This window comes from Klebsiella sp. C349492 (assembly GCF_042055345.1).
Classification (GTDB): domain Bacteria; phylum Pseudomonadota; class Gammaproteobacteria; order Enterobacterales; family Enterobacteriaceae; genus Klebsiella; species Klebsiella scottii.
In genome coordinates this window covers 318,658-337,643 of record NZ_JANQCE010000005.1, presented here as the reverse complement: position 1 = coordinate 337,643, position 18,986 = coordinate 318,658, and the positions used below count along the sequence as shown (strand labels likewise).

At 56.2% G+C, this 18,986-nt stretch carries 19 protein-coding genes; 4 read left to right on the top strand and 15 right to left on the bottom strand.

The features are described 5' to 3' along the window. Positions 1-20: 20 nt before the first annotated feature. Together NWP14_RS19430 and NWP14_RS19425 are read right to left on the bottom strand one after the other, a co-directional pair. Complete coding sequence (locus NWP14_RS19430) at positions 21-407, bottom strand: YraN family protein (RefSeq protein ID WP_095099833.1); 387 nt, start codon at positions 405-407, stop codon at positions 21-23. Next, positions 365-2,488 carry a penicillin-binding protein activator gene (locus NWP14_RS19425; RefSeq protein ID WP_375215846.1) on the bottom strand — a complete coding sequence of 708 codons (2,124 nt, stop codon included), beginning with the start codon at positions 2,486-2,488 and terminating at the stop codon, positions 365-367. The genes NWP14_RS19430 and NWP14_RS19425 overlap by 43 nt, the downstream gene beginning before the upstream one ends. 63 nt (positions 2,489-2,551) lie before the next feature. On the opposite strand from NWP14_RS19425, the gene rsmI reads away from it, so the two are divergent. Further along, the gene (rsmI, locus tag NWP14_RS19420; RefSeq protein WP_095099828.1) at positions 2,552-3,415 is read left to right on the top strand and encodes a 16S rRNA (cytidine(1402)-2'-O)-methyltransferase; all 864 of its coding nucleotides are present in this window, start codon (positions 2,552-2,554) and stop codon (positions 3,413-3,415) included. A 50-nt stretch (positions 3,416-3,465) separates the two neighbouring features. On the opposite strand, the gene NWP14_RS19415 is transcribed toward rsmI, so the two are convergent. From NWP14_RS19415 to kbaZ, 12 genes are all read right to left on the bottom strand, one after another. Beyond that, entirely contained in the window at positions 3,466-4,176 is a 711-nt protein-coding gene (locus tag NWP14_RS19415; RefSeq protein ID WP_346430615.1) for a galactosamine-6-phosphate isomerase, read from the bottom strand. Further along, positions 4,177-4,968, bottom strand: coding sequence for a PTS galactosamine transporter subunit IID (gene agaD / locus NWP14_RS19410; RefSeq protein WP_095099821.1), 792 nt, complete (start codon positions 4,966-4,968; stop codon positions 4,177-4,179). Next, the gene (agaC, locus tag NWP14_RS19405; RefSeq protein WP_375215845.1) at positions 4,958-5,761 is read right to left on the bottom strand and encodes a PTS galactosamine transporter subunit IIC; all 804 of its coding nucleotides are present in this window, start codon (positions 5,759-5,761) and stop codon (positions 4,958-4,960) included. The genes agaD and agaC overlap by 11 nt, the downstream gene beginning before the upstream one ends. A gap of 52 nt (positions 5,762-5,813) precedes the next feature. Next, entirely contained in the window at positions 5,814-6,290 is a 477-nt protein-coding gene (gene agaB, locus NWP14_RS19400) for a PTS galactosamine transporter subunit IIB (protein ID WP_095099814.1), read from the bottom strand. A gap of 66 nt (positions 6,291-6,356) precedes the next feature. After that, positions 6,357-7,235, bottom strand: coding sequence for a tagatose-bisphosphate aldolase subunit KbaY (gene kbaY, locus NWP14_RS19395; RefSeq protein WP_095099812.1), 879 nt, complete (start codon positions 7,233-7,235; stop codon positions 6,357-6,359). A 12-nt stretch (positions 7,236-7,247) separates the two neighbouring features. Then, positions 7,248-8,402 (bottom strand): SIS domain-containing protein, encoded by a 1,155-nt coding sequence (locus NWP14_RS19390; RefSeq protein WP_095099809.1) that lies wholly within the window; start codon positions 8,400-8,402, stop codon positions 7,248-7,250. A 301-nt stretch (positions 8,403-8,703) separates the two neighbouring features. Further along, the gene (gene nagA / locus NWP14_RS19385) at positions 8,704-9,837 is read right to left on the bottom strand and encodes an N-acetylglucosamine-6-phosphate deacetylase (RefSeq protein ID WP_375215844.1); all 1,134 of its coding nucleotides are present in this window, start codon (positions 9,835-9,837) and stop codon (positions 8,704-8,706) included. After that, on the bottom strand, positions 9,834-10,268 hold the full coding sequence (gene agaF / locus NWP14_RS19380) for a PTS galactosamine/N-acetylgalactosamine transporter subunit IIA (protein WP_375215843.1): 435 nt from the start codon (positions 10,266-10,268) through the stop codon (positions 9,834-9,836). Before agaF ends, nagA begins: the two co-directional genes overlap by 4 nt. A 17-nt stretch (positions 10,269-10,285) precedes the next feature. After that, the gene (gene agaE, locus NWP14_RS19375; RefSeq protein WP_375215842.1) at positions 10,286-11,164 is read right to left on the bottom strand and encodes a PTS N-acetylgalactosamine transporter subunit IID; all 879 of its coding nucleotides are present in this window, start codon (positions 11,162-11,164) and stop codon (positions 10,286-10,288) included. Further along, on the bottom strand, positions 11,154-11,933 hold the full coding sequence (gene agaW / locus NWP14_RS19370) for a PTS N-acetylgalactosamine transporter subunit IIC (RefSeq protein WP_095099797.1): 780 nt from the start codon (positions 11,931-11,933) through the stop codon (positions 11,154-11,156). The genes agaE and agaW overlap by 11 nt, the downstream gene beginning before the upstream one ends. Positions 11,934-11,943: 10 nt before the next feature. Beyond that, entirely contained in the window at positions 11,944-12,417 is a 474-nt protein-coding gene (gene agaV / locus NWP14_RS19365) for a PTS N-acetylgalactosamine transporter subunit IIB (RefSeq protein ID WP_095099794.1), read from the bottom strand. 19 nt (positions 12,418-12,436) lie between these two features. Further along, positions 12,437-13,744, bottom strand: a complete 1,308-nt coding sequence (gene kbaZ, locus NWP14_RS19360; protein ID WP_095099791.1) for a tagatose-bisphosphate aldolase subunit KbaZ — start codon at positions 13,742-13,744, stop codon at positions 12,437-12,439. 238 nt (positions 13,745-13,982) lie between these two features. Between kbaZ and NWP14_RS19355 the strand changes: the two genes are divergently transcribed. Continuing rightward, positions 13,983-14,792 carry a DeoR family transcriptional regulator gene (locus NWP14_RS19355; protein ID WP_095099788.1) on the top strand — a complete coding sequence of 270 codons (810 nt, stop codon included), beginning with the start codon at positions 13,983-13,985 and terminating at the stop codon, positions 14,790-14,792. Between the two features lie 56 nt (positions 14,793-14,848). On the opposite strand, the gene garD is transcribed toward NWP14_RS19355, so the two are convergent. Beyond that, positions 14,849-16,420 (bottom strand): galactarate dehydratase, encoded by a 1,572-nt coding sequence (gene garD / locus NWP14_RS19350; RefSeq protein WP_331834954.1) that lies wholly within the window; start codon positions 16,418-16,420, stop codon positions 14,849-14,851. A gap of 406 nt (positions 16,421-16,826) precedes the next feature. On the opposite strand from garD, the gene garP reads away from it, so the two are divergent. Both garP and garL read left to right on the top strand, forming a co-directional pair. After that, positions 16,827-18,161: a galactarate/glucarate/glycerate transporter GarP gene (garP, locus tag NWP14_RS19345; RefSeq protein WP_095099783.1), complete on the top strand. Its 1,335-nt coding sequence runs from the start codon at positions 16,827-16,829 to the stop codon at positions 18,159-18,161. 28 nt (positions 18,162-18,189) lie between these two features. Beyond that, complete coding sequence (gene garL, locus NWP14_RS19340; protein ID WP_095099781.1) at positions 18,190-18,960, top strand: 2-dehydro-3-deoxyglucarate aldolase; 771 nt, start codon at positions 18,190-18,192, stop codon at positions 18,958-18,960. Positions 18,961-18,986: the final 26 nt, after the last annotated feature.

Below are 18,986 nucleotides of genomic sequence, written 5' to 3'. Positions count from 1 at the left end.
ATCCCTTAAATTCGTTTACGCTATTCGCCAAAGGCGTTTTTCAGCCATTGGATGTCGTTTCCGGTGAAGGCTACCACATCGAAACGGCAATCCACAGTATCAAAGCTCCCATTATGTCGGGAGAGCCACAGACGCGCGGCATGGAGGAGTCGTTGTTGCTTTTTCAGCGTGACGCTGGAGGCGGCATCACCGTAGCTTGCGCTACGACGATAGCGCACTTCAACAAATACGGTAACCGCGCCGTCGCGCATAATAAGGTCAATCTCGCCGCCCCGTTCGCGAACGTTGGCGGCGATAAAACGCAGTCCCTGACTTTCCAGCCAGCGGCGGGCCTGGGCTTCCCAGGCGTCGCCGGTTTGTTTGGTTAGTTGGCTGCGACGATCTGTCCGCGCTGGTACTTGAGCCATGACAGTTTCCTGTTGATCACGCAGTCCTGCGTGGCCGTCAGATCGCCGGTGTTACCGTTCAGCTCAAAGCCCGGTACCTGACGTATTTGCGAGAAATGGTTGGCCAGCGACCAGGCATCGGCGCCCATCGCATACAGGCGAGCCAGCGAGTAGTCGTTACGCACGGCGGACAGCGCCTGCTGCATCAGCGCCGGGTTGCTGCCTGCCAGCATTGGGATTTCGCTGTACTGCAAGCCGTCCATTTCCAGACGGAAATCCGGGCCTGCTGTGCCCTGAGCGCTGCGGGAGCTGGCGTACAGCGTCACGTTGCTTTGGCTACCGTTGCGCAGGGCGATCATCGGTTTGATGTAGCCAATTTGTTCCGGCGTCGCCAGGATCCATGCGGCATCGACGCTGCCGCCGCTGCTGACCGGCACGTCGCTCGGGCTACCTAGCGCGCTGTCCTGGGCGGAAGGCAGGGTCGACACCGGGCTACCGGTCAACGAGATGCCGCTGTTGACGCTGGACTTCAGCTCAGAGGTTGAGCCAAAACGCTGCTCTAAAACCGTGCCGCCGCCGATCTTAAGCCACTCGTTGGCAAAGGCGCTGACCACGCGATCGCCCAGCGATCCGCGTGGAACCAGCAGCAGCGGAGTCTGTTTGCCCTGATCGTGAATATGGTGTGCCGCATCGCGCGCTTCGTCCTCCGGAGAGAGGGCGAAATAGCAGATATTGGCGCGGTTCTCGACTTTTTCCGGCTGGTTCAGCGCAAGGACGTTCAGCGAGGTGTTGCTTTTAATGACCTCTTCCACGTTGTTTTTGAGCAACGGCCCAACGACGATGGTAGCGCCGTCCTGCTGCACCTGGGCCAGCAGCTGGCTCATCGGCTGGCTGGTTGTGTCATAGATTTTCAGTTCGGCAGCAGGGTTGGCCGGGGTTGAGGCAACCGTCTGGGCCTGCGGCGCCGTCACCGGCGGCTGAGCGGCGTCGGCAGGCGCATCGCTGGTGGCGGCTGGCGTTACCGCTGGCGTAGAGCCCTGTGCGGCCGCCGGAGCGGTGGCTGGCGCAGTCACCGGCGTTGTGACCCGATCCGCTGCCGGAGTCTGTACCGGCGCCTGAGCGGCGTTTGCGGATGTGAGATCGCTGATTTCCGCCTGCGACGGGCTGACTACTTCGCTACCGGCGGCGTTTGCCGCCTGTGCGACCTGCGCAGGCACCGCGCTTCCGGCAACCGCCGGGGCGCCGTTTTTCGCCGCTTCAAATCCCTGCTGGATCGTGCGGCCAAATACCGCGGCCTGGCCGTTTAGCGGCAGCAGCAGGGCGATTTTATTGGTTGATGCCGGCTTATAATTTTGCATATTCACCAGCGCCGTCGGCAGCATTTTAGCGCCCGGGTTCTGCGGGTAGCGGGTCTGCCAGTCTTTCACCCCGGCTTTGAGCAGGGTCGGATCGTTACGATTATCAAACCACATGCGCTGCAGATCCAGCCAGCCCTGCAGGACGTTCTCGTCGGCATTGATAACCAGCGCGTTGGCCTGATCCTGGGTCATCGAAGTCAGCGCTTTCCAGGTCTCGTCGATATTCTTCTGCTGCTGTTTCGGCTGGCTTAGCAGCGGGTGCTGGGCGATAAGTGCGCGCAGCAGGGTAATCGACGGGCGTCCCTGGCTGGCATCGATTTGCGCCTGCCAGTAGCGGGGCTGCTGATTCGTCTCGAAGCTTGCCGGATCGAGCTTGCTCAGCAGCGCCTGAGCGCCCGGGAAATCGTTCTGAGCCAGCTTAACTTCGACCGCCAGAAGCGACTGCTCGCGGGCCTGAGTTTTATCGAGGTTAGCCGGCAGCTGGTTGAACAGATCGATGGCCTGCTGCTTTTTGCCCTCCTGCAGCAGTGCACGAATGGCGAGTAATTGCCAGTTGGTCTTGCTATCATTCGAGCTTTGCTGCATTTGCTGCAGGTAGTAACTGGAGTTTGCCTGTGCCGTACCCTGTAAAAACGCCGTGCTTTGATCCGGGGTATGGGTGCCGCAGCCAGCGAAGATCAGAGCAGCCAGCAGTACGGGCAGACAACGCGCGGGTTTAGAACGAAGAAATGTTGACGGTACCATATGTATCCAGTGATATTTTTTTGGCTCAATGCTCAATATTAATTCGGCAATACGGACGAGACAATGAAACAACACGAATCAGCAGATAATTCTCAGGGGCAGCTCTATATTGTGCCCACGCCGATAGGTAATCTGTCTGATATCACGCAGCGTGCGCTGGAGGTGTTGCAAGCCGTTGATTTAATTGCTGCAGAAGATACCCGCCATACCGGTTTACTGCTCCAGCATTTTGGAATTAACGCCCGATTATTTGCCCTGCACGACCATAATGAACAGCAAAAAGCTGAAACACTTCTGGCAAAATTGCAGGACGGGCAAAACATCGCGCTGGTATCTGATGCCGGTACCCCGCTGATCAACGATCCCGGCTATCATCTGGTGCGCACCTGCCGCGAAGCCAATATCCGCGTGGTGCCGCTGCCGGGGCCGTGCGCAGCGATTGCCGCTCTGAGCGCGGCGGGCCTGCCGTCCGACCGCTTCTGCTATGAAGGCTTTCTGCCGGCAAAGTCGAAGGGGCGTCGCGATACGCTGAAGGCGCTGGAAGAAGAGCCGCGGACGATTATTTTCTATGAATCCACCCACCGCCTGCTGGAGAGCCTGGAAGATATCTGCACGGTGCTGGGAGAGTCCCGCTACGTGGTGCTGGCGCGCGAACTGACTAAAACCTGGGAATCTATCCACGGCGCGCCAATCGGCGAGCTGCTGGCGTGGGTGAAGGAAGATGAGAACCGTCGTAAAGGCGAAATGGTGCTGATCGTCGAAGGATTCAAAGCCCAGGAAGAGGCCCTGCCAGCGGACGCGCTGCGTACGCTGGCCCTGCTGCAGGCGGAGCTGCCGCTGAAAAAAGCCGCCGCGCTGGCCGCTGAAATTCACGGCGTGAAGAAAAACGCGCTGTACAAGCACGCGCTGGAGCAGCAGGGCGAGTAGATTACCCTGTATTCAATAAGCCGGGCGGGAGCAGCTCCGCCCGGCTGCTCCTACATTGCGTAGTACAAACAGGTTGCCTGCGAGTGTAGCCACAGGAACGATGCCGGAACGCGAGTTGATACTTTTCCTTCTCTGAACGCGGCGAACGCCTGCTGTTTTCCCTCACCTGCAACCAGCAATAACACCTCTTTTGCCGCCAGAATATCCCTAAGACCGAGGGTGATCCCCTGCTCGACGGGCGCTGACGCCTGTTTCAGCATATCGTGCAGGCGGGTACGCTCATCGAGATAGGTAATATGGCAGGCGGGTTCCAGGACGTCGTCCGGTTCGTTAAGCCCTAAATGGCCGTTCTTACCTATCCCCAACAGGCAAAGGTCTAAACCGCCACACCGTGCAATCTGTTCAACAACCCGTTGGCATTCCTGTTCGTCAGCCTTATCGGAAGCAAACGCAATATAGCGATCGGGCGTGACGGCGAGCGGCAGGATAATCTGCTGCTGCAAAAACGCTTCGCAGGTCGCCGGGTTATCGGCTGACAGGCCAACCCATTCGTCGAGCTTCACGAAGATGACCCGACTGGTATCCGCTTTTTGTGCCAGCGCCTTTTCAACAAACATTTGATAGGCCAGCAGCGGCGTCGCGCCCGTCGCCAGACAAATCACCGCGTCGGGCTTACGCTTAATGAGCGCCAGCAATCGCTCGCTGACCTCCTCGCTCAGCGCACGGTAATCGCTCAGTTCCTGAAACGTCATCCTGCTCATTTACAAAATCCCCAGCGCGGAACCCAGAATCGCCAGCACGAAGGTGACGGCAATCAGCAATACAGGGTGTGCTTTTTTCACCCGCAGCAGGTAATACATCAGCAGGGTATAGCCCATTGGTAAGATGTTTGGGAACACCTTGTCGAAAAAGTCCTGCTGCAGCGCAACGTTATGCGTGGCGTCGATGGCAAAGGTGGTGACGACGTTAATATGCACGTAGGACGCAATCAGGCCGCCAATTACCGTGATCCCAAGTATCGTCGCCGAACGGGCGATCATCTGCGAGTTTTCCCGTACCTTATCGATCGCTTTTATCCCCACCGAATAGCCGACATGCGTCCAGCCCACGCGCAGGAAGAAGATGGCAAGATAGACCGCGAAGAACAAAATAGGCCCCAGCAGGTTGCCCTGGCTGGCGAAGGAGGAGCAGATCCCGGCCATAATCGGCAACAGGGTGAACCAGAATATTGCGTCGCCGATGCCGGCGATAGGTCCGAAAAGCGCGACTTTCAGCCCTTTTATCGTGCTGCGGTCTTCGCCTTTTTCTTCCATTGAAATCAGCAGACCCATCAGGAAGCCTACCAGGTTCGGGTGCGTGTTAATGAATTCCAGATGATCCTTCATGGCGGCGCTGAGGCCCTCTTTGTCGCCTTTGTAGATCTTCTTCAGGATCGGCAGCATTGCCCACGTAAACCCACCGGCCTGCATACGCTCATAGTTAAAGCTGGCCTGAAGCAGAGAGGAGCGAAACCCCAGGCGAGTAATGTCTTTTTTACTAATTTCAGATCCCATTGCTGTAATCCTCTGCATCGTTTTTCTGGGTTGTCGCCTGCGCCTGGGCGGCATTTTTAGCTTTGGCATTAAAGAATTCATAGACCGCAAACCCGGCGCCTAATACCGCAACCGGCAGCAGGTTACTGACCTGGATATAGCATACGAACAGGAAGCCGGCGATGAGGTAAGGGATGTATTGGGCTTTGAACATGACGCGCAGCAGCAGGCCAAAACCTACCGCGGGCAGTATGCCGCCAGCGACTTCAAAACCATGCGTCAGCCAGGCCGGCATGGCTTTTACCAGCGCCTGCATCGCGCCCTGCGCAAGATAGGTACAGAGAAAGGCGATAACCGCATAGGAGCAGGCGACAATGAGCGTTGTGGTCCAGTTAAGACGGGAGAATGCCGCCGTATTAGCTTCTTTCGCGCACTTATCGGCTTTTGACATAAAGAGTGAAAATGCCGAGTAGAAAAACAGAATGACATACTGCATCAGCAGGCTAAACGGCAGACCTAAACCAATTGCGGTTTTCGCGTCCACCCCGGTTGTCCAGGCGATGACGGTCGTCATTACGCCTGCCATAATAGGGTTCGGCGGCTGCACGCCTCCGGCAGGCGTCAGGCCTGCAAAAGCCAGCTCGGTGAGGCCGCCGGTGATCAAACCAATATGGATATCGCCAAGAATCGCTCCGGTAAGGGTACAGACAATAATCGGACGAAAAAGGAACAGTGCTTCCAGCCAAAAATCTATCCCAAGAACAAAAACTAACGCGGCCAGGGATATTCCCTGAAGGAGTGTAATTTCGTGCATTTTGTTGCCTCGTAATGGTGACTTTAGCTATTAGAATACCGAGACTCTGCAATTAATCAGGAATGCCCTCTTTCGCATCACCAGGAACGTCCTGAATAAATAGATTAACGCCGCTGCGCTTGATAAATCGTAGATCGTCTAAATCACGATCATCGACATATACCTTGCTGCTGATCTGTTTTTTCCCCTCAGAGAAATGCATATTTCCTACGTTGACATCTTTTAACGACAGGCCGCCTTCGATCAGCTTTCTGACAATGGCCGGAGTGCGGCAGATTAGAAAAATCTTTTGATGAGGGGCTGCCTTTGAAATGATCGCGACTGTTTTCTCGATAGAGAAAAAACGAATGCCGAAGCCATAGGTATCAGCGGTAATGCCCATCAGCTTTTGCTGTATATCGTCATTTGCGACTTCATCATCCACGACAATCAGTAAGTTAGCGCCAATGGTTGATGTCCATGTGACGCCAACCTGTCCATGTACCAGGCGGTTATCAATACGGGTTAATAAAATATTTGGAGTACTCATATTAGTAATTCCTGCCGATATAGGCTGCGAGTTACGCGTTGTTGAAATAATATAATTATGTTTAATTTACGAAAGGGATGGCGAACAGGTCACTAATTTATTCGCTGAGCCGCAGACGTTGATTTTGCTTTTTACCACTTCTTTCATGGCGTCCATCCCGACACGCATGTAATAGCGCGGGTCATTGCCATCAGGATGTTCGCCAAACCATTGTTTTACGGCACCGGAAAACGCGATTTTCAGCTCGGTTGCCACATTGACTTTGCAGACCCCGAGTTCGATGGCGCGACGCACATACTCATCAGGCACATCGCTGGCACCGTGGAGTACCAGAGGAACGTCGACCACCTGACGAATTTCGCCTAAGCGCTGGAAGTCGATTTTTGGCCGTTTGGTATAGAGCCCATGTGCGGTACCGATAGCTACGGCGAGACTATCAACACCCGTCAGCTCAACAAAGCGTTTTGCCTCCTGCGGATCGGTCAAAAACGCGCTTTCAGCATCAACGCTCATATCATCTTCCACCCCGCCCAGGCGACCGAGTTCAGCCTCTACGCTGCAATCGCGCGCGTGGCAAAAATCCACGACCGATTTCACCAGCTTCACGTTCTCATCGAAAGGGAAGTGGCTACCGTCGATCATCGCGCTACGCACGCCGGCGTTAACCTTGCGGCGGATATCGTCCAGCGTTTCATGGTGATCGAGATGCAGCGCCAGAGGCATCTCATAGCTGGTGGAGTAAGCGCTGCACAGCGCGTAGATCTCCTCCAGCGCGATATGTTTGAAGGTACCCGGCGTACCGGCGAGGATCACCGGCGATCGCATCTCGCTGCAGACTTCGAGGATCGCCTGGATCGTCTCGGCGTTATGAATGTTAAATGCAGGTATCGCATAGCCTTTTGCCTGGGCATCCAGCAGAAGATATTTCGTAGAAATAATGCTCATGATGCGCTCCTCTCAAGCATTCCAGGGGTGAATGACGACGCCTTGCACCACGCGGTTAACCGTACCGCTGGCGGAAGGGGTATCCGGGGTATTGCCAACGCTGATGGACTGCGCGAGCGCGAACGCCTGGGCATACATCAGGAAGCAGAAAGCCTGCTCGACATCGATAAAAGCGCGGGAAGGCGGCAGCAGGATGTGCGGACCCGCAGTGACAGGGGCTGCGGCTTCGGCGGCAATCGCCACCACGCGCATTGCCTGTTTGTCGCGACGCAGTTCAGCCAGCAGGTCGAGGTCGTACTGGCGCGTGTACGGGTGGCTGGAGACAAACACCACCACCAGCGTTTCGTTATCCACCAGTGATTTCGGCCCGTGACGAAAGCCGGTTGGGGAGTCATAAAACGCCGCCAGTTTACCGGCGGTCAGCTCGAGGACCTTGAGGGCCGATTCGCGCGCCGCGCCCTGTAATCCGCCGCTGCCGAGATAGACGATCCGTCGCCACGGCTCATTGCCAAATACGCTGCCGCTAAATTCGCCGAGCGAGGTGAGGATCGTCTGACAACGATCCGCCACGTCGCGGAAGGTCCTGCTGTTGATCGCTTCGGGCGCGAACACCGCAAGGCAGCTCGCCATCATGGTGGTAATACTGCTGGTCATCGCGAAGCCGCGGTCGTGCGTTTCTGTCGGCATCAGTAGCGCAAAGGCGTTGTCGCTGTTTACCGCGTTTTGATACAGGCTGCCGGCTTCATTACAGGTAATCGACAGGTGGTAACAGTTCGGGACGAACTGATTGGCCAGCTCTACGGCGGCGACGCTCTCCGGGCTATTGCCGGAGCGGGCGAAGGAGACCAGCAGCAGAGGGTGCGCGGCGTTCAGGTAGTCCATAGGATTGGTTACCAGATCGGTCGTTGGCACCGCGCTGATGTTTTTTCCGGTGTGACGCGATAGCCAGGGCGAAACGATCTCACCGATAAAGGCGGAGGTTCCTGCCCCCGTCAGAACAATTCGCAAATCGTCTTTACGCAGCAATGGCGCGAGGAAGTCGTCGATCGCCGAACGGAGATTGTCGATGTTGGTCAGCGAGCGGAGCCAGCTGGCGGGCTGTTGACGGATTTCGGCTTCTGTCCAGGTGCCGGTCGCGGCGGAGGTTGCGGTATAGGTTTCAGGCATAACTCAGTCCTTAGTCGTGTGAATTCCACATCAGACGCTGGCAAAATTGTCGCTATCTTTCGTTTCGTTTCACTTATTCATGTAATCAGTTAAATAAAATTTATAGCAAAGAAATCGAAAGTTCAATCAAAGAAACAAGAAATAAAACGAAAACTGTGATCAAAAAGCAATGAATTTATATATCTATATGATAAATATATTTTTTTAATTAAATAATCGCGAGGATTGACGCTATTTTCGCAAGAAAAAGAAAGGCCTTGCGCGCAGAGGGCGAAGGCCAACATGACACATAATGAAAGGGCTAAAGGGGGAGAGCCTGGCCCTGAATCCAGATTTGCTGAAGGTGTAGCCTGTCGTTTAGCGCAATAACATTCGCGCATTTCCCCGTGCGTAACGATCCCAATCGGTCGTCGATACCCAGCAGGCGGGCGGGGTGCAGCGAAGCCATATGGATGGCATCTTCCGGCGCAGCACCCGCCAGCTCGACCATGTTGCGAACGGCCGCATCAAGCGAGAGCGTACTGCCTGCGAGGCTACCGGAGGCCGTTCGTACGATACCGCCGCGCATCTCCACCGCTTCGCCGCAGAGCGAATAGCGGCCATCGGGCATACCGGCTGCCTGCATCGCATCGGTGATCAGGACAATGCGTTGCCCGGCGCAGCAGCAACACAGACGCATGGCGGCGGGATGGACATGATGCCCGTCGGCAATAAGCTCCAGCCACGCCTGCGGCGTGGTGAACCCGGCGCCGACCATGCCCGGTTCCCGGTGATGTAATCCGCTCATCCCGTTGTAGCAGTGCACCAGCCCGTCGACGCCGGCAGCGAAGGCGGCACGGGTCTGGTCATAGGTGGCGGCGCTATGGCCCAGCATCACCCGCACGCCCTGCCGTTTAAGATGATGAATCGCCGCTATTGCCCCCGGCTTTTCCGGCGCCAGCGCCACCACCCGCAGGGTTCGTCGCGAGCAGGTAATCAAGGAGTCCAGCTCGGCGACGTCCAGCTCGCGGAACAGCTCAGGCGGATGGGCGCCTTTATTCTGCGGAGTGAAGTAGGGCCCTTCCAGATAGCTGCCCAGCACCTGCGCGCCGGGGCCACCGGAAAGCACTCGCCGGGCGATGCGTTCCAGCGCGCCGTGGATGGCCGGCAGCGGTGCGGTGACGGTGGTCGGCAGCCAGGCGCCGACCCCCTCGCGCGCTTTATATATTGCCAGCCTGTCGAGCGCGTCCGGCGTTTCGTCCATCACATCAATACCCGCGCCGCCGTGGACGTGAATATCGATGTAAGCCGGGCAAAGCAGATCGGCGTCGCGAGCGGTCACGCCGGCGGGAACCGGCTCGACTGCGGTGATGACGCCAGCTTCTATACGCAGCTGATGATCGGCAAGCCAGCCCTGCTCGGTCAGCAGGCGTCTGGCGCGCAGAATCTGCGTCATATCCCTTCCTCTACCGGTTTCTCTTCGCGACAGCGCGCGAGCTCGTCGACCAGGCTGGTTAACCCGCGGTGCCCGCACTCCAGCGCCTGCAGACGAAACGCCTCGCCGTTCAGGCCCTCACGTTCCAGCACCATTTCCAGCAGCAGCTGCAGATTGGTGCCGGTGATCACTTCCCTCCCTGGTTTTTGCATCGCCAGCGTTGAGGCCACGCGAAACGGCGTCCCGCCCAGCAGGTCCGTCAGAAAAACGATATCGTCTTCAGCGTCCAGCTGGCTCACCGCCTGCTCAAGCTGTGAGGTGAGCAGTGTGGTCGTTGAGGTTTCCGGAAAATCGATAGCGATAAACTGCGACTGCTCGCCCAGTATCTGTTTCATCGCCATTGCCATACCGCTGGCAAAGCCGCCATGACCCGTCAAAATAATACCTAACATCGCATACCTCTTTGTATTTACAGAAAGTGGCAGAATTTACCCACGACACCCAGTACGACGGTGAGCGCGATGAGTCGCAGCGGGCTCCAGCCGCGGCGCACCAGCCAGAACATGGTCAGGGTATAAACCAGCGGTAGAAACGCCGGCATCAGCTTATCGATAACATCCGTTTGCAGTTTCACCACCGCATCACCTGCGGTGATCTCCAGCGTGGTGCTGAGGCGAACATAGGTTGCCACCAGCGCGCCAATCACCGTCATCCCGACGATTGACGCCGCGTGCCCGACCTTTTTGGTATTGGCTTTAATTAACGGTATCGCCGCCACGCCCATACGATAAGCATAGTGCGCAAGGCCAAAGCGCAACCCGAGATGCACCACGTTAAACAGCACAATAAACACCACCGCGCCGAGGATAGAACCTTGCAGCGCGAGGCTGGCGCCAATGCCGCCGCAAATCGGCAGCAGCGTCAGCCAGAACATCGCATCGCCAATCCCGCCCAGCGGGGCGCCGACGGCGATTTTAGTGCTCTGGATGCTGTTGACGTCCTGCTTGGAGCGCTCCATCGCGAGGATGATGCCGATGACAAAGGTCACCAGGAACGGGTGGGTGTTGAAGAACCCCATATGACCTTTCATGGCGCGTGCCAGGTCGCGTTTGTTGGTGTGGATCTTTTTCAGCGCCGGCAGCAGGCCGTACAGCCAGCCGGACGCCTGCATACGTTCGTAGTTGAACGAGGCCTGCAGAAGCATAGAGCGCCAGGCGACGCGGTTAATATCTTTTTTCGTCAGCTCCGCACCGAGGGTCTGGTCTTCGTAGACGTTTTCATTCACGCCGGAAAGCAGCGTCTCTTCGGAGGTGGAGGCGCCTGGCAGAGTGGTTTGATTAGATGCCATCTTCGAATTCCTCTTTCTGTGCCGCCGGCGCAGCCGGTTCCGGAGATTTGCGCAGCAGGTCAATGAGCGCCATCGCCAGCGCCGCGGCGGCAATCGCCAGCACCGGTAGCTTCAGCCATGCTGCGGCGACAAAGCCGATGATAAAGTAGGGGATATAGACGTTTTTCATCATGATTTTCAGCAGCACGGCGAAGCCGATAGCCGGCATGATGCCGCCCGCCACGCCGAGGCCGTCAATCAGGCGCTCCGGTAGCACATCGATGGCGGTTTTCGCATGTTCCGCCCCGAAAAAGATAGGCAGGAAGGCGCAGAGAAAATAGAAGATCCCTAACGCCAGCAGGGCCAGATAGTTCACTCGCTCAATACCCCTGGTATCGGCGTTTGCCGCCATGCGGTCGCAGCGGGACATCACGCCGGACATCACCGAGAACAGGAAGGTGATCCCCATCTGTACCGCGACGGCGAAGGGGACGGCGACGCCGACGGCGACATCAGGCTTCACGCCTGTGGTAATGGCAAAGGTGGTACCGACGATAGTGCCGATAATCACGTTTGGCGGCTGGGCGCCCGCCAGCGGGGCCAGCCCCATCCAGACCAGCTCCAGCGTGCCGCCGGTTAAAATACCGGTATGCAGATCGCCCAGAATCAGGCCCACCAGCGGGCCGAGGACCACCGGACGGTGCATATGGGTTAACCCGTTGAACATATCCAGGCCGGCAATAAAGGCAAGAATACCTAATGCAAAAGCCTGCAACAGACTGATTTCCATTATGAATCCCTCAGAGTAGTTTAAAGAGATCCAAAGCGGGTTCTGTTGGAACGCCCTGAACGAAGCATTCCACCCCGGCGGCCTTGAGGCCGTTAAATGCGGCAATATCGTTCGCGTCTACAGAAACCGTTTTGGCAATATGCTGTTTGCCATTGGCGTAGTGCATATTTCCTACGTTGATACGCGTGACGGGAACTCCGCCCTCCACCAGCCTGAGGAAGTCAGCCGGTGTTTTACAGACCAGCAGAATTTTTTGCCTGTCGGCGGCGCGGTGGATATTTTCAATCACTTTTTGCAGCGACCAGAAGCGCACGGCGATCCCCTCCGCCAGCACCATCTCCATCAGATTTTGCTGTACCGAATCTTCAGCAACCTCATCGTTGGCCACCAGCACCAGGTTCGCTCCCGCAAACCCGACCCACTGGACGCCCACCTGACCGTGGATCAAACGTTCATCGATACGACTTAAGACAATGTTTGGCATCGCGTTTTCCTCTTCGTTGTTATGCGTTATGGGACGTAACGCCCTTACAGGCAGCGTGGTACTGCTGCAGTATGTCCTGAATGTGGTCGATGATGAGCTCCCGCGGTGCCGCCTTGAGATCGCCCTCGCGAACTTTGGTGTACTGCAACGGCATATACTGGCTGATGAGCGGCAGCGGAATCGTCCAGTCGGCAAGATTGCGCACCAGGCGTGCAAACGCCTCATCGATCTGGCTGTCCGGCCAGTAGTAGCGGACGCGGTCGGAGTAGCTGTATCCGCGCGCCAGGCGCCGCGCGTTGCCGTCGCCGTGATAGTGGTTTTGCCAATATTCCGGGCGATCGAGCATCACGTTTTCCAGCACCTGACGCAGGCCGGAGCACGCTTTCGCGGGCAGGAGTTCTTCCTCTATTGCCGCCAGCGAGAACAGCGCTTCACGCAGGGCGAAGGTGAGCGCCGGGCCGACCTTCAGAATGGCAAAATGATCTTTCACCAGCTGACGAAGCGCCTGCGGCGTCTGATAGTCCGTGGAGTGGGCTTCAAATATCAGCGTGTCATAAGCTTCCACCATTGCGCTCAGCGCTACGGCTTTCTGCGGCTGATAGTCGATAACGTTGATATGATCGAATTCGACGCCGGGCTGGACCACCAGCCCGATAATGCGCGGCCAGATATTGGTCAACCCGCGCTGCGCAAAGGCATGGCGATGCGCTTCCAGCGTCGCGCGCGCCGCGTCAGGAGTGGTGACCTGCAGTTCGGTAAGCGTTTCATGGGCGCCGCCTGGGACGGGCACTTCGGTGCCTATCACGTAGACCAGGTCGGATTCGCCAAAGTGCTTACGGCAGGTCTCTTCGGCTATCTTTGCCAGTCGGGCGGCGCGATCTGCAACGATCTCATCGGTTAACGGCAGCGGATCGCCCTCGCAGGACATGCTGCAATCGAGATGGATTTTCTTAAAGCCTGCTGCGACGTAGCTTTTAATGAGATCGTCGGCATTGGCCATCGCCTGGGCTGCGGGCAGATTTTGCCAGCGGTTAGGGCCGAGATGATCGCCGCCGAGGATCAGCTGCGACTGGGGAAAATCGAGCGAGCTGGCGAGCTGGCAGACAAAGCCGCGGAAATCAGTGGGCGTCATGCCGGTATAGCCACCGAACTGATCCACCTGATTGGAGGTGGCTTCGATCAGCAGCGGAGCCTGCTGGGCCCGGGCGTAACGAATGGCCGCTTCAAGTACCAGCGGATGCGCGGAACAGACGGCATAAATTCCGCTTGTACTCCCTCGTTTATGCTGTGCCACCATTTCTGTAAGATGTTTCACTTTCCTCTCCATTTCGGATGGTAATGACATTAATCTTTCGTTTTGTTTCATTTAATACTGCGTCATGGTGCTGTAAAAATAAAACGAAAGATAATAGTTTTCCGATCTATTTCACAAAAGAAACATAATGAAAGGTTTCAGCGTCAGGATGTGGACCGCCGTAGCGCGTTGCGGGGCTTGCATTCCGCTAAAAGAAAGGTGTTAATAGGCAAAACGAAATGAAACGAAAGATTTAGCTAAAGGAATACTTATGAGCAGTACCGACTCTTCTGCAGATAAGCGCATCAGCGGCACCAGTGAGAGGCGCGAGCAAATTATCCAGCGGCTGCGGCAGCAGGGAAGCGTGCAGGTGAACGACCTTGCTCTGCTATATGGCGTCTCGACGGTGACGATTCGCAACGATCTGGCCTTTCTTGAAAAGCAGGGCATCGCCGTTCGCGCCTATGGCGGGGCGCTGATCTGTGACGGTACAACGCCCGCTGCGGAGCCGTCAGTGGAAGATAAAAGCGCGCTCAATACCGCGGTGAAGCGCAGCATCGCGCAGGCGGCGGTAGAACTGATTCAACCGGGGCACCGGATTATTCTCGACTCCGGCACCACAACGTATGAAATTGCCCGTATGCTGCGTCAGCATACCGATCTGATAGTCATGACTAACGGGATGAACGTGGCGAATGCGCTGCTGGATGCCGAAGGGGTGGAGCTGCTGATGACCGGGGGACACCTGCGCCGCCAGTCGCAGTCGTTCTATGGCGACCAGGCGGAGCAGTCTCTACAGAATTACCACTTTGACATGCTTTTTCTTGGCGTCGATGCCATCGATCTCGATCGCGGCGTGAGTACCCATAATGAAGATGAAGCGCGTCTGAATCGCCGGATGTGCGAAGTGGCGGAGCGGATCGTTGTCGTGACCGATTCAACGAAATTTAATCGTTCGAGCCTGCATAAGATTATCGACACTCAGCGGATTGATATGATTATCGTTGATGAAGGCATCCCGACCGAAAGCCTTGAAGGGCTGCGCAAGAGCGGCATTGATGTGCGACTGGTGAAGGGCTAAACGTGGCCCCTCTCCTCGCAGGAGAGAGGCTCAACGCTGCGCCGTCCGGCGGTAAATCAGGTTACCGGCGCCGGGTTAAACACCGCCAGCTGGTTATGCAGCCCCCACTGATCTGAGAAGGTTTTCTTCCGGCCGCTGGCGACGTCAAGAATAAACTCAAACAGCTTCAGGCCAACCTCTTCGATACTCTCTTCGCCGGTGGCGATTGTGCCAGCGTTAATATCCATCAGGTCATACCAGCGGTTCGCAAGCTCGGTGCGGGTTGCCATTTTTATGACCGGCACCGCGACGAGGCCGTATGGCGTACCGCGGCCGGTGGTGAATACCTGAACCGTAATGCCTGACGCGACCTGCTGGGTTCCGCAAACAAAATCGCTGGCGGGCGTGGCGGCAAATATCAGCCCGCGTTTCGTCGGGCGCTGGCCCGGCGACAGCACCTCGACAATCGCACTTTTCCCCGATTTGGCGATAGAGCCCAGCGCCTTTTCCACCACGTTGGCGAGGCCGCCCTTTTTATTCCCCGGAGAGGGGTTAGCGCTGCGATCGGTTTGACCGAGGTCGAGATAGTTATCGTACCAGGCCATCTCTTCGAGCAGGCGTTTACCGACCTCCTCGTTCACCGCGCGTGGCGTTAGCAGATGAATGGCGTCACGGACTTCGGTGACCTCTGAGAACATCACCGTCGCGCCGCAGCGTACCAGCAGGTCGGAGGCATAGCCGACCGCCGGGTTGGCGGTGACGCCGGAAAACGCGTCGCTGCCGCCGCACTGCATACCGACCACCAGCTCGGAAGCCGGACAGGTTTCGCGCTGGCGCTGGTTGAGCTTCGCCAGGTGACGCTCCGCAACCTGCAGAATATCGTCGACCATTGATTTAAAGCCAACGTGATGTTCATCCTGCAGCCGCACGATGCTGGCGCTGTCCACGGCGACAGGCTGGACATCTTCTGTCCCCTGCAGCAGGCGCTCCGGCTGCAGCTTTTCGCAGCCCAGGCCAACAACCATCACCTCGCCGCCAAAATTCGGGTTCAACGAGATATTGTGGATGGTGCGGATAGGCACGACGGCCGCCGGCGCGTTGATGGCTACGCCGCAGCCGTAGAGGTGATTCAGGCCCACGACGCCATCGACGTTCGGATACTTCGGCAGCAGATCGCGTTCGATGATTTTGACCACGTAATCGACAACCCCAGCCACGCAGTGCACGCTGGTGGTGATGCCGAGCAGATTCTTGCTCCCGACGCTGCCGTCGGCATTGCGATAGCCTTCAAAGGTATACCCTTCCAGTGCGGGCAGCGCCTGCGGGACTTTGGTGGCCAGCGGCAGGGTATTCAGCGGCGGCGCGCTGGGCAGTTCTACCGTGGATTCGTCAATCCAGCTGCCGCGCGCGATATCGCGAACGGCGTAGCCGATGACTTCGCCATAGCGGATGATTTCGCCGTGAACGGGAATATCCACCAGCGCCACCTTATGGCCCTGAGGAATATGTTCAATCAGCTCCAGTCCGTCCGGGAAACGACTCCCGGCTTTCAGACCATTATCATTAACAATAATTGCCACATTATCGGTGTCATGTACTTTTATATAAAACGCGCTGGGCGATTCTTGTCTAATTTCGATGTCGGCCATTGTCCAGTATTCTCCAGCCAGGTGGGGATAATAAAATAATAAAATCTATATATTTTGAATCTAATTGAGGATGTTCTCAGTATTGTGGAATTAGAATGTCAGGAGTTCGCCATCAAGAATGTGACCGCGATCACTCATTATCGTGATAGCCGCGCCAGCAGCGGCATCAAAGCGTAAATATGTGCATCAGCGCCCATTATTATATGCATATGTTTAAAGTAATATTTATATTAACCTAATTAATTGTGCGTTTGCACAATGCGCGGTGGATGCCTGCTGTTTATACTGAATGACGATTTCATTACGCCAGATTTGCTATTTGATGTTTGTTTTTATTTGAAGGGCATCTTTAGTGTAACGCTCAAGTAATAATAAAATAACTTCTCGAGTACCTGAGGTAAATAAAATGATGCTTGATACGGTTGAAGCAACAAAAAAGGGATTCCCCACCCGATATTTAATTTTACTGATAATATTTATCGTCACCGCCGTTAACTATGCCGACCGCGCAACGCTCTCCATTGCCGGAACCGAAGTAGCAAAAGAGCTTCAGCTCAGCGCCGTGTCGATGGGATACATTTTCTCCGCCTTTGGCTGGGCCTATTTGCTGATGCAAATCCCCGGCGGCTGGCTGCTTGATAAGTTTGGCTCGAAGAAAGTCTACACCTACAGTCTGTTCTTCTGGTCGCTGTTTACCTTTCTGCAGGGCTTTGTTGACGTCTTTCCGCTTGCCTGGGCCGGGATCTCGATGTTCATTATGCGGTTTATGCTGGGCTTTTCGGAAGCGCCATCATTTCCGGCTAACGCCCGTATCGTCGCGGCCTGGTTCCCGACGAAAGAGCGCGGTACCGCCTCCGCTATCTTTAACTCTGCACAATATTTTTCACTGGCGCTGTTCTCGCCTCTGCTCGGCTGGTTAACCTTCGCCTGGGGCTGGGAGCACGTGTTTACCGTCATGGGGGTCATTGGTTTTATCCTCACCGGCCTGTGGGCAAAGCTGATTCATAACCCGACCGACCATCCGCGGATGTCAAAAGAAGAGCTGAAGTTTATCTCTGACAACGGCGCGGTAGTGGATATGGACCATAAAAAGCCCGGCGGCAATGCGGCCAGCGGGCCTAAACTCCACTATATCAAGCAGCTGTTAACCAACCGCATGATGCTGGGCGTATTCTTTGGCCAATATTTTATCAACACCATCACCTGGTTCTTCCTCACCTGGTTCCCGATTTACCTGGTGCAGGAAAAGGGGATGTCGATTCTGAAAGTGGGGCTGGTGGCATCCATCCCGGCGCTGTGCGGTTTCGCCGGCGGCGTACTGGGCGGCGTGTTCTCCGACTATCTGATTAAGCGCGGTTTTTCTATCACTCTGGCTCGTAAGCTGCCCATCGTTCTCGGCATGCTGCTGGCCTCAACCATTATTCTGTGTAACTACACCGATAACACCGCGCTGGTGGTGACCCTGATGGCGCTGGCGTTCTTCGGTAAAGGCTTTGGTGCCCTCGGTTGGCCGGTGATTTCCGATACCGCTCCGAAAGAGATTGTTGGTCTGTGCGGCGGGGTCTTCAACGTATTCGGTAACGTGGCGTCCATTGTTACTCCGCTGGTCATCGGCTATCTGGTCAGCGAACTGCATTCATTTAACGCAGCGCTGGTGTTTGTCGGTTGTTCAGCTCTGATGGCGATGGTTTGCTACCTCTTCATTGTTGGCGACATCAAACGTATGGAATTGCAAAAATAATTCACGGTTAAGTGACAAGGTATAAGCGATGAATAACGATATCTTCCCGAACAAATTCAAGGCGGCGCTGGCTGCTCATCAGGTTCAGATTGGCTGCTGGTCCGCGCTGGCCAGCCCCGTTAGCACCGAAGTATTAGGCCTGGCGGGCTTTGACTGGCTGGTGCTGGATGGCGAGCATGCGCCAAACGATATTACGACCTTTATTCCACAGCTGATGGCCCTGAAGGGCAGCTCCAGCGCTGCGGTTGTCCGGGTACCGACCAACGAGCCGGTTATCATTAAGCGCCTGCTGGATATCGGTTTTTATAACTTCCTGATCCCTTTTGTTGAAAGTAAAGAAGAGGCGGTTAACGCCGTGGCCTCCACCCGCTATCCGCCGGAAGGCATCCGCGGGGTGTCCGTTTCTCACCGCGCCAACATGTTTGGCACCGTGCCGGATTACTTCGCGCAATCAAACAAAAACATCACCATTCTTGTACAGATTGAAAGCCAGCAGGGCGTAGATAACGTCGATGCCATCGCGGCAACCGAAGGCGTTGACGGCATTTTTGTCGGCCCAAGCGACCTCGCCGCGGCGTTAGGCCATCTGGGCAATGCCTCGCACCCTGAGGTTCAGCGCGCTATTCAGCAAATTTTTGCGAGTGCGAAAAAGCACGGCAAGCCGAGCGGAATTCTGGCGCCGGTAGAGGCCGATGCACGTCGCTATCTGGAATGGGGCGCAACCTTTGTTGCCGTCGGCAGCGATTTGGGCGCATTCCGCTCCGCCACGCAGAAGCTTGCGGATTCTTTTAAAAAATAACCCTCGGGATCAAAAGAGAGAGAACG